General features: G+C 53.6%; 2 protein-coding genes. Both read right to left on the bottom strand.

What is annotated here, in order from left to right; translation table 11 throughout:
• Positions 1 to 37: 37 nt before the first annotated feature.
• The gene (locus IE117_RS13780) at positions 38 to 1057 is read right to left on the bottom strand and encodes a PorP/SprF family type IX secretion system membrane protein (RefSeq protein WP_189565011.1); all 1020 of its coding nucleotides are present in this window, start codon (positions 1055 to 1057) and stop codon (positions 38 to 40) included.
• A 4-nt stretch (positions 1058 to 1061) separates the two neighbouring features.
• The gene (locus IE117_RS13775; protein WP_189565010.1) at positions 1062 to 11207 is read right to left on the bottom strand and encodes an SdrD B-like domain-containing protein; all 10146 of its coding nucleotides are present in this window, start codon (positions 11205 to 11207) and stop codon (positions 1062 to 1064) included.
• Between the last annotated feature and the right edge of the window lie 283 nt (positions 11208 to 11490).

Below are 11490 nucleotides of genomic sequence, written 5' to 3'. Positions count from 1 at the left end.
CTTGCTTGACAACCGCTAGGGCGATTGACTCGTGTTGTTAGAAGTAGCGCGGCGTCAGGATTTTACTCTTTCCGTAGCCAAACTCGTACCGTAGCATCAGCTCATGGCTTCCGGAGTTGATGCTGATATTGGACTGCTTCAATCCGTTCAGCATCATGTCGTAAGCGTAGCCCATCCGAAACTGATCAGTGATCTGGATCTCAACCATGCCGACCACAGCATCGCTGATGTAGTTGTTGATGTCGTTGCCGCTACCGCCGCTGTTGTTTAAAGTACTCCATTGGTTATGTCGATAGGAGGTACCGATCGCCACGCGATCGTTCAGCCAGAGATTCAGGTTGCCATCCATGCCCAGCGGTGCTCCATCGGAATATTTCACAAGCAGCGAGGGCTTCAATTTCAGAGTATTCCCCAGACCGATGACGAAACCCGACATCAGGTAAGCGTGGCGCTTCTGCTTGGCCCGGTTGTCCCCGACATTATAATCGCTGAGGTTATTAGCAATCAGCTGCGGTACCGATACACCCAGATAACTCTTGTCGTTGCTGATGAAAACACCCGTTCCGAAGTTGGGGAGGATTTTCGATATGTTCTGGTTAAAAGCCTGGTCTGCTCCCCCACCTCCCGGTGCCAAAACGGCTTCGCTCAGGCTCCAGCGGAAACTCGTGGCTCCTGCCTGCAAACCCAGCGCCAGGGTCGAACGTTCACCCACCTTGATCCGGAAGGCGTAGGAGGCGTAAATGCCCGTTTCGTTCTGCAGGCCGATCTGATCGTTGAAAAGCTGCAGTCCCAATCCTACGCGCTCCTTATTGATGGGAGCATCCAGGGTGAAGGTCATTGTTTTGGGAGCTCCTTCCACGTTGACCCACTGGTTGCGGTAGAGCCCTGTAGCACTCAGCACATCACGGCTTCCGGCGTAGGCCGGGTTGAGCGCCATCATGTTGAACATGTACTGCGAGTACATTTTGTCCTGCTGGGCGAGGACTTCGGTACTGCCGACCGTCAGGGTCAGCAGTACCAGGGCGGTCCATTGCTTGATTTTAGAGATCCGTATCATAATCTTATCTGGTTATGGTCATGTATCTGACGTATTGCTTGCCATCCTCGATCTTCACTACGTAGAAGTACGTTCCATCGGGCAATCCCTGAGCCGTGTTCCCCACGCGGAGGCCGTTGTTGGAGATACCTGTCCAGTCGTTCTTGTAGTCGTCATCCTTGAACACCTGCGTCATCCAGCGGTTGTAAATTTCGAGCGTCACACGCTTTCCGGCCGGTACATTCCGGATCACAAACACATCGTTGATTCCGTCTCCGTTGGGCGAGAACCCTTCTGGAATAAAGAGTTCGGTACCGCCGGGTATTACGAGTGGAGTTCCAAGGTCCTCCAAAGCTTCGGTCGGATCGCCGTTACCGTTCAGATCAGCCAGCACGCCGTTGGTTGACTTGTCCGTCACTGTTTTCTCACCGGATTTAGCCGAGGCGTACACCCAGTTCAGGTAAGGTTCAGTACGGCCGTCGGTTTGCACGTTGATGGTGAAGAGCAGTGTATCGGATGCTCCGGCATTCAGGCGGCTATTCGGGCTGACGAGCAGCTCCATATCGTTGAGGCCGTCGAAACTCTGGTTGATTGCCAATTCACTTATATCGCTTGCAATAGGCGTGCCAACTTTTGTGAATGTGGCACCTGTTTGCGTATTAAATACTTTCGATAGTGAATCGGTGATCTGAACGTTTGTCAGGACACTCGAACCGAAGTTCTTTACAACAACCTGATACGTAATGTTGTAGGTGCCATTGGACTGACGTACGGTGTCTTTTACCGAAAGCGCTACTCCGATGAACGACTCACCCGGGATGTTGTTCAGCACGATAGGCGTCACTTCGCTGTCGTTGGTCGGGTCCATGTCTTCGTCAGGGTCGGGATTGCTGCCGGCCGTAGAACTGTCCGCCACCATGACGTTTTCTGCGCCCATTGCCGATCCCAAGGCCACGTTGTTGAAGGTCGAGGTAGTTGCAGCTGTTACATCCACCCGAACCGTCAGGTAAATATCACGCATCGTTCCGACGGGCAGCGTGCTCAACGAATCAACCAGCAACCCGGTGTTAGCGCCTTCTCCGGTATATGCCGTGTTGACGACGAATCCAGAATCCGCTTCCACTTTGATACTACCGTCGACAATCTTGGCACCATTACCGAATGTCAGCGAAAGGTCGTCGATTACCTGCACCTTGGTCAGATCGTTGCTACCGAGGTTTTTCACCATAATCGTATAGGGTACATCGTACACGCCAGGCGTGATTACAACCGGATCACCCGCTTGCTTGGCCACTCCAATGGAGTTTTCGTGAGCCAACGGTGCAGCCGTGGCGATCAGATCAACTGCTGACTTATTATTGGCCGAATTATAATCTCTCTGATCCAGATTTGCGATTTGGGCCACGTTGGTGATCGTGCCCTCACCGATAACATCTACCAGGCAGGTGAACACCAGGCTGTCATTAGCCGCAATCTTGGGAATCACCCCCTTGATCACGTTGCCATCGATGTCGTAACCCGCGCCAGCTATATACTTCAGGCCTTCGGGCAGGATGTCGATTACCGTGATATTGGTGGCGTCAATCGGCCCATTATTCTTAATCTTGATCGAGTAGGTCGCTTCGCCGCCTTTGGCTACGGTCAATTTGTCCACTGTCTTGATAATTTCAAGATCGGTAGAGTCCGTATCGATAGAGCAGTCGATAATGCCTACTTCCACTTTCGAAGGAGTGCTGAAACAACCTTCGGCAGATTTCTCGAACACATAGTAGGTTCCGGCGCCCACCATGGTAGGCGAGGCGACTACGTCAGAGGTTGGCGAAGTGCCGATCCGGTAGATATAGCTGTTTCCATTGGATGGCTGTCCCATGACGGCTGTCGTCAAATCCACGGTAGTGGATGGGCAGGTATTCCGCTTGTTGGAAACGACTGGCGTCATCATTGGAGCGGTCACGTTCACGATTACTCTGGCTGAGGCCATGGAAGAGCAACCTGCTTCATTCATCAGTGTCACAGAGTAGGTACCGCTCGACTTTACCACAAAGGTATTGTTGGCCGAAGCAGCCCCTCCATTCAACTTATAAGTATAGGCTCCGGAATCCAAGACGTCTGTGGCGGTGATCGTCACCGAGTCGCCCGCACAAATGCTCAGGGTAGTGGCCATGGTGTCGGTCTTGGCTACACCATTGATGGCGATACCAGGCTGAATCTTGATTGATTCCAGCGTAAGCTTCACTTGGTCAGAAGCAGCCACACAATTCCCGTTCGGGCCATCGGGGTCGTTTGTTGTCAAAGTCAGCGTTACTTCGCCGCTTTGCAAATCAGCCAAAGAAGGCGTGTAGGTAGCCGTTAGCAAACCGGGGTTGTCGAAAGTACCCGTTCCGCTGGTCGTCCACATTCCACTCGCTGCTGCTCCCCCAATCGATCCGGCCAGTTTATACGTAGTAGCGGCGCAAATTGTGGCGTCCGCTCCGGCATCCGCCGTGGCAGGGTTGGTTTCGCAAGGCGTCGTATTATCGCAATTAGTGATCGTCACGATGATTACCGAAGCGCCACTGAAGCAGCCGGTCGTCGCTTTCTCAAATACGTAGTACGTTCCGGCACCCACTTTGGCTGGGTCGGCCACTGCGGCAGACTCCGGCGAGCTACCCGTGCGATAGACAAACACGCCTCCTGCGCTCTTCGGTGAGCTGGTCACCCCGGTCGTCAGGTCCACCGTGTTGAACGGACACACATTGGTCAGGTTTTGGGTCAACGGCTTGACGACCTTTTGTCCCACCGTCACAGTCACCGGCGTCGATGGATCACTCTTACAGAATGTCGAGGTGCAGCACTGCGCGGTGAAGGTCGTTGTGGCGGCTGGTGAAATGGTAATGGAGTTGCCAACCAGGCCATTCGACCAGATCACATACCCCTCGCTGCATCCGCTGGCGGTCAGCGTCACCGGGGTGCCGAAGCAGATACTGTTGGTTGAGGCCGATATCGTCGGCGTGCCTGGCTTGCCGACCGAAATCGTAGCCGAAGCCGATGGGCTGCTCTCACAGGTACCCAGCTTACAGGTTGCCGAGTACGAAGTGGTGGCGGTCGGCTTCACATAGATGCTGGCACCCGTGGCACCATTCGACCACATTACTTCACCCTGGCAACCGATGGCGGTCAGTTTGACGCTGTCACCCGCACAAATCCGGTTTGAGCTTACGGTCAGCGTCGGAGCTTCCAGTCTGGTCACGCTTACAGTCACAGCATTGGAAACAAGGCTCATGCATTCTTCATCCAGTTTGCAGGTGGCGGTGAAGGTAGTCGTCGTGCTCAGTGCAACAGTGATGCTAGGACCTGTCTGGCCATTCGACCATACTACCGTGTTGGCACATCCCGTGGCAGTCAGTGTTACATTGCTGCCCACGCAGACCGTCGGAGAGCTAGCCGAGATGACAGGTGCCTCAACTTTACAATCCTTGACCTCAATCGTGAGTTTGGCCGTATCGCTGGCGCATTCTTTCACCAGGCATATGACCGAGTAGGTAGTTGTGACTGCCGGAGATACCGTAATGCTTGATTCCGCACTGCCATTCGACCATTCGAGTGAACCATTGCACCCAGTTGCAGTAATGGTCGTTGACTCGCCGGGAGCAATCGGGTTCTTGGAAGCCGTCAGAACAGGTTTCACTGGCTCAACCACGTTGATCTTGTACTGAATAGAGCTGGCGCTTTCGCAGCCATTCACTACACAAGAGGCAGTGTAAGAAGTCGTAACCATCGGGCTTACCACGATGGCTTCGCCGGTCTGGCCTGTCGACCACTTGGCGGTGCCTTCGCAACCCTGGATAATGAGCGTTACGCTCTCACCCTTACAAATGCTATCCGTCGAGCAGATCACGGTTGGCGGAGGTGTTGTAGTTACGTCGATCTTGATCGTCGCTTTCTCACTTACACAAACTCCCTTATCGCAGGTAGCGCCATAGGTCGTGGCCGCGGTCGGCGACACTTTAATGCTCGCGCCCGTCATACCGTTATCCCACTTCACCGTACCCGTGCAACCCGTCGCGGTCAATGTCACTTCCTCGCCCTGGCAGATGGTCAGCTTACTGGCCGTGAGCACCGGAGCAACCGGGGTGCCCACCTTGATGGTCACCGTATTCGATGGGCCGCTGGCGCAAGTCGCAGCTGTGATCTTACAGATCGCCGTGTAGCTGGTCGTCGTCGTCGGGTTTACCTTGATAGAAGCGCCCTCCGTGCCGTTTGACCATTTCACCACGCCAGTGCATCCCGTCGCGGTAAGCGTTACTTCCTCACCAGCGCATATGTCCGGCTTACTGGCCGCAATGACCGGAGGCGTACCCGCCGTGTTTACATTGATCGTAACCTTGTTAGACGCATCACTGGCACAATCATCCACCTTACAGACTGCGCTGTACACTGTCGTCGCTGTCGGAGCCACTTTGATACTGGCGCCGGCCATACCATTCGACCACGTTGTAGTGGCTGTGCAGCCCGTAGCGGTCAGCGTGACGCTGTCACCCGCGCAGACTACTGTTTTGTCGCTGGCAATGATTGGCGCAGTTGGCGCAGCCACTTTAATAGTTACCATGTTCGACTCGCTGCTTTCGCAGGCGTCGGTCTTGCAGGTTGCCGTAAAGCTCTTGGTAGCATTCAGCGTAACTACAATTGAACTGCCCGTCTGGCCATTCGACCATTTCACAGTACCATCGCAGCCAGTAGCGGTCAGCGTGGCAGTCCCGCCAGGGCAGATCGTCAGATTGCTGGATGCAATCACCGGAGCCTGTGGGGTAGTTACTTTGATCGTGTGCTTCTCAGACTCCTCGCTTTCGCAAGTACCTGTTACGCACTTGGCAGAATAGGTAGTGGTGGCAGCAGGGCTAACCGTGATGGAGGTTCCCGTGGTACCATTGGACCACTTCACCGTGCCTGCGCACTCATAAGCCGTTAGCGTCACACTCTCGCCAGGGCAGATTTCCATCTTGCCACAAGTAATAACCGGTGGAGGACCAGGCTGGCCAATCTTGATCGTGATAGAAGCACTTTCGCTCACACACTCACTTTTCTTGCAGTAAGCCGTGTAGGTCGTCGTTTCGGTAGGCGTCACCACTAATGGCGAGCCGGTAGCACCTGTTGACCATACCACTACACCGTTGCAATTCGAGGCAGTCAGAGTAGCGCTTCCACCGATGCAAACTTCGCTTACGTTGCTGGCCAATACTGGCTTAACAGGTGCAGCAACTTTGATCGTGATCGGATTGGAAGGCGCACTTTGGCACTCACCCACTTCACAGACGGCCGTGAAGGTCGTTGTTTCGTTGACCGTTGCCATAATGGAAGCGCCTGTCATACCGTTCGACCACTTCACAGTACCGTTCTTACAACCGACCGAGGTCAGCTTGATAGAAGTACCAACGCACACATTCGTTTCGGCGCAGGCAATGATCGGCGGCTCAATGGTCGGGCAACCGACGTTAACCGTCACAGAAGCTTCATCATCCTGACCGTTCGTGTATCCGTCGCCCGGGGTAGAGTCAGGATCTTTCTGATCGGACTTGCTGATCTGGGCGACGTTTTTGATCGCTCCGGCACCCGTCACCTTGGCTTCGAAAGTCAGTGATTTGGTTTCACCCACACCGATGCTGGCGACGATTCCTTTCAGAATGTTACCCGTCTTGGAGAAATCCGTGCTTGATACGAACTCAAGTCCGGCGGGGAGCTGATCCGTCACTTCCACATTCGTGGCTTTCTGCGGACCATCGTTTGTTACTTCAAGCGTGTAGGTAATGGTCTCACCCGTTACCGGATTCACTTTCGATGCCTTTTTGGCCAACATCAGGTCGGCTATATTATCTACCTTGATGGTCACGCTGGACGTATCATTGGTCGTTTTGCCAGGGTCATTATCCGCGCTGCGGACAATGGCGGTGTTGGTGATGCTGCCCGCTGCTGAATCCTTGATCTTGGCGGTCATGATCAGGACACGATTGGAGCCGTTCGTCAGATCACCGATTGTCCAGATTCCAGAGCCGCTATTGTATTCACCAACCGGAGCCGATGAAACGTAAGCGAGTGAGCTTGGGAAGATATCTTTCACCGTCACACTTTTGGCGTTTCCGATTCCCAGATTCTGTACCGTCACCGAGTAGTTGATTTCCTGACCCGGCGTATAAGGGCCGGGAGTCAGTATTGTCTTGACAACGGCCAGGTCAGAGAAGCAAGGCTTCACCACTACCGTCACCGGAGTGCGCTCGGCACTTACGCAACCTTTGTCACTGACCGTCTCGGCGTAATAAGTAGTCGTGGCCGAAGGCGTCACTACCAGTTTGCCGCCGCTTGGCGTCGACCCGATGGCCGTACCACCCTGTTCGGCCAGGTACCACTTGATGGTAGCACCCGGTGCGAAGCCGATGAGTTTCGTGCTCTTGCCCAGACATACCAGGGTATCGTCACACGCTACACCGAAAGCAGGAGCAGGCATTGGGTTGATGACAACCGAAAGCGCATCCATTTTAGGTACGCAGGTTCCGTTGCCGTCGGGATCATCAGTAGTGGCTGAAAGTACCACGCTGCCATCCGCAATATCAGCGGCCGATGGGGTGTAAGTAGTCGTCAGGCTGTTGGCGCTGGCGAATGTTCCCGTTCCGGTGGTCGTCCAGGTGATGCCTGCGGCCGATCCGGTCAGCGTGGCAGTTACCGATACAGACGATCCGGCGCATACTTCCTGATCTGCCCCCGCATTTACGTTGTACACCAACTGACAATCACAAGAAACAATGTTCACTACAATAACCGCAGGATTGCTGTAGCATCCGGCAGGAGATTTTTCGAAGAGGTAATACTTGCCGCCTTTCACTTTGGTTGGGTCGGTCACCAACGCTGAGGTAGTTGACGGGCCGACGCGCCATTCGAACACACCACCTACAATCGAGATTGGCGAGATAGTGATGGCCGTCAGATCCACCGTAGAATCTGGGCAGATATTCGTGATATTACTTATGCAGGTCGGCGTGGCGGGCTTGGCATTCACAACTACGGTAATCGGAGTGCGGTCGCTCATACAGCCCTGATCCGTCATGGCCTGCAAATAATAGGTAGTTGTTGACGTTGGACTGAGATTCAGATCCAGTCCGCTCGTGGTCGTGGCGAAAGCTGTCCCGCCAACAGCGGCGTAGTACCACTTGATCGTCACAACCTGCACATTGGACGTCGCACCCAGCACCACTGCCTCACCCACGCAGATTTCCTGGTCGGGTGATACTGTCAAAGTAATCGTGGGACACTGTGGAGCTATACCCGCATCAATATTCGGGTTGTTGCGGAGCGTATCGTCGATTGGTTTGGTAGTGTCAATAGTGATCGCCTTGGTCTTGCCAGGTACGCCACTCGCGCCGGCATCGCTATCCTTGGTAGGGTCGCTGCCTTGCTTCGGCTGCACGAGTGTCTGGTTTGGTCCGGCGATGAACCGTACGAAATAAGTACCGCTTGCCAATGAGTCGAACAGGTACTTGCCACCATTCTTCGTGACGGTAGTTTTGATCGGGATCATGGCCGAGTCTTGCAGCTCAACCGTCAGACCATCGACTCCGGTTAGTTCGTTAGCATCCTGAACACCGTTGTTGTTCGTGTCCAGCCATACGAAGTCACCAATCGAGCCGTAAGGCGTAATGATTTTATTGAATCCTGCATCAATCGTCAGGTTGTTGCGACCAATGTCGTTTACGGGAAGGCTGGTGTTAATGGTAATGCCATTGGTTTTACCGGGTGTGCCACTTTCGCCTGCATTGCTGTCCTTGGCAGGGTCACCGCCCACGTTCGGCGTGATGAAGGTTTGTCCGCTTAGTGCGAAGAACTTCACAAAATAGGTTCCGGTTGGCAGACTATCGAACAGGTACTTTCCACCGTTGGCAGTAATCATACTGTCAATGGCAACCATGTTTTCGTCCTGCAATTGCACTTTCACACCGTTGATTCCAGGCTCACCGTCATCCTGCACACCATTATTATTGGTATCAAAGAAAACGAAATCACCGATTGAGCCGTAAGGCGTCAGTGAAACATTGACTGAGGCCGAAGCCGCATCGTCTTCACCATTGTTCGAACCGTTGCCCGGAGTCGAGTCTTTATCGATCACGGGGTTGCCGTTCTGATCCTTAGCATCTTTAATCTGTGCGTAGTTGAGTAGGATGCCGCTTGTAAAGGTAGTTTCCACCTTTGTTTCTATATCGACCGTGATTGAGTCACCCGGCGCCAATGGACCTGGAATGAGCTCGGTACGGGTGGCAATGGCACCTACCTGTGGCCAGCCGGCGTCAATTGACGTCAGACCTGCCGGGAGCGAATCGCTAAGTGCGATCTGAGTTGCAGCAATCTCGCCCTCATTTTTCACAGTAATCGAGAAAGTCACTGTGTCACCAGGCAGAACCGTGGTGGGCTGATTAGAGGCCAGGGTCTTCCTTAGAGTCAGGTCGAATATCGGCGCACGGTAGATACCCGCATCGATATTCGGGTTGTTCCTCAACGTATCGTTAGAAGGTTTAGTCGTATCGATGGTAATCACGTTGGTTTTGCCCGGGGTTCCGCTCTCGCCCGCGTTGCTGTCCTTAGTGGGATCGCCGCCCTGGTTGGGCGAAACGAATACGCTGTCGCCCGGTGCGAAGAACTTTACGAAGTACTGCCCACTGGCAAGGGAGTCGAACAGGTACTGACCACCACCCGCGGTAATCATGCTGTCGATGGCTACCATGTTCTGGTCCTGAAGCACGACTTTCACACCATTGATGCCCGGCTCACCACCGTCCTGCACGCCATTGTTGTTGGAGTCATAGAAGACAAGGTCCCCGATTGAACCGTAAGGCGTTGGCGAAACGTTGATCGGCTCATCGTCTGCGTCATCTTCACCATTGTTGAAGCCGTTGCCCGGCGTCGAATCCTGATCGGTCACATCATTTCCTTCGCCATTTTTGGCATCCTGAATTTGGGCGTAGTTGGTCAGGCTGCTTCCCGTGAAGCTACCGGAAACTTGTACTGACACGTCGACAAAAACGGAATCACCCGGTGCAAGTGGCCCCGGGATTGGCGTATTCAAAGTCAGAATGTTTCCTGAGCCATTGGCGGTCCAGGCGGTTTCGCCCGGCGCGATGCTCAGGCCCGCCGGAAGTGAGTCCGTCAGCGCAATTTGCGTAGCGGGGGTATTTCCTTCGTTTTTAATGTAAAGCCGGAAGTTTACGATATCGCCCGGCATAACCAGCGAAGCCTGACCGGGGGCCAGGTTTTTCCTCAGAGCCAAATCAAATATAGGCCCGTCCACGATCTCGATGGCGCAGCAACCCGTAGCAGGGCAAGAAACACCTACCGTAGATATAAAGGTGTAAGAACCCGGCCCCATTATGGTTAAGGTAGAATCAGGGTTTACCCTTGCCCGAACTTTTCCGTCCACCATGACGGAATCCGTTATCGCGATCCCGTTGTACGACCAGACGACGCCCTTGTAGCCTGAAGGCACGGAAACGTCGAACTCATCGCCCGCGTAATAATCAATGGGTACCGAGAAGCAAGTGGAAGCCAAATCATCCTGATCAAGCGCACCATCGTTTGGCCAGGAATCCATATCGTCTTCATTCATGGAAAACACTTCGGCCACATTGAAGAAAACCCCCTGGGCCAAAACGGTAGCTGAGATGGTAAGGATCGCCGAATCACCGGGGGCAACGGTCCCTACATTCCACATACCCGTAGCCGACGTGTAGCTGGTTCCGCCGCGGACAAGCGTACTGCTCAAGTACGAAACGCCGCCGAGTGGCAGGCTGTCTTTTATCATCACGCCGGTGGCTTCCAGTATTCCGGAGTTCTTCACCGTAATGGTATAGGTAACCACATCGCCGATTGCCGGCTTGGATTTATCGATGTTTTTGGAAAGGCTTAAATCGACCTGAGCCCAGGTAGTACCGAGCGATAGAAAAAACAATGCTACAAAGGCAACAGTCCTTGCGCGAAGCTTCCCGTCGAACGCCTTTTCAGCCACCTGCCGAAGCAAAGCGGGGCGAGCGGTAACAGAAAGATTCTTGTGCCCAAGTGACGCCCTGCTGAAAAAAGAGGAAATCGCTGACACGAATGTCGCGATTGTCATCCCGATAAGTTGCGTTAATTTTTCTGGTAGAAGTGGATGGTTCATATGTGTTTCATTGGTAATACCTGTGTAGCTTTTCTCCGGTGCGTGATCTGAACTCTCAATACCAGGCGGGCTTTCCTCGCTCATGAGCGTTTTGCCCGGTTGCATAATAAATGAAATATGCAACTTTAATAGAGCACCCTGAAACAAACCGAGAAGTACTTTCGCGGCCAGACGGGCAGGGCGAAGAGTATCATCAAACCTAACAAATGTATTTGTTAGGCAGGTGATAACCAAAAGGGCAGACTTGCTCACAAATAATTTTGCTGACTTATCTATGGCAGTA

It is taken from the genome of Persicitalea jodogahamensis, from assembly GCF_014651615.1.
GTDB classification, from domain to species: domain Bacteria; phylum Bacteroidota; class Bacteroidia; order Cytophagales; family Spirosomataceae; genus Persicitalea; species Persicitalea jodogahamensis.
This window is presented reverse-complemented; position numbering and strand designations above follow the sequence as displayed.

What these genes read in the sequence shown, in the direction of transcription:
- IE117_RS13780 (WP_189565011.1), bottom strand. Translation starts at nt 1,057, where the DNA reads ATGATACGGATCTCTAAAATCAAGCAATGGACCGCCCTGGTACTGCTG.
- IE117_RS13775 (WP_189565010.1), bottom strand. Translation starts at nt 11,207, where the DNA reads ATGAACCATCCACTTCTACCAGAAAAATTAACGCAACTTATCGGGATG.